Here is a 252-nt window from a genome sequence, read left to right on the forward strand (position 1 = left end):
CGAAGCGGTCCCGGTGGGCGTACATGCGCAGTAACGCGTTCGTGGTGTCCACGCGCAGCGCGTGCAGTCCGAGCCAGGCGTCGGCCATCGAGGGATCCAGGCCGACGGCCGTACGGAACTCCTCCTCGGCCTGCGGATAGGCGCCCATGGTGCAGGCGTCGACCCCGCGCAGCCAGGCGAGTTCGGCCGGGGCGTGTGTGCTGCCCGGCATGCCGAAGTCCATCACGTCCCCCACAAGCCTGCCCGTGGCAC

The 252-nt window shown here is 71.0% G+C and carries 1 pseudogene; it reads right to left on the reverse strand.

The features are described from left to right. Positions 1-223 (reverse strand): annotated as a pseudogene (locus VR44_RS32570) (AAA family ATPase); the annotation flags it as partial. Between the last annotated feature and the right edge of the window lie 29 nt (positions 224-252).

It is taken from the genome of Streptomyces katrae, assembly GCF_000966975.1.
Taxonomy (GTDB): Bacteria; Actinomycetota; Actinomycetes; order Streptomycetales; family Streptomycetaceae; genus Streptomyces; species Streptomyces katrae.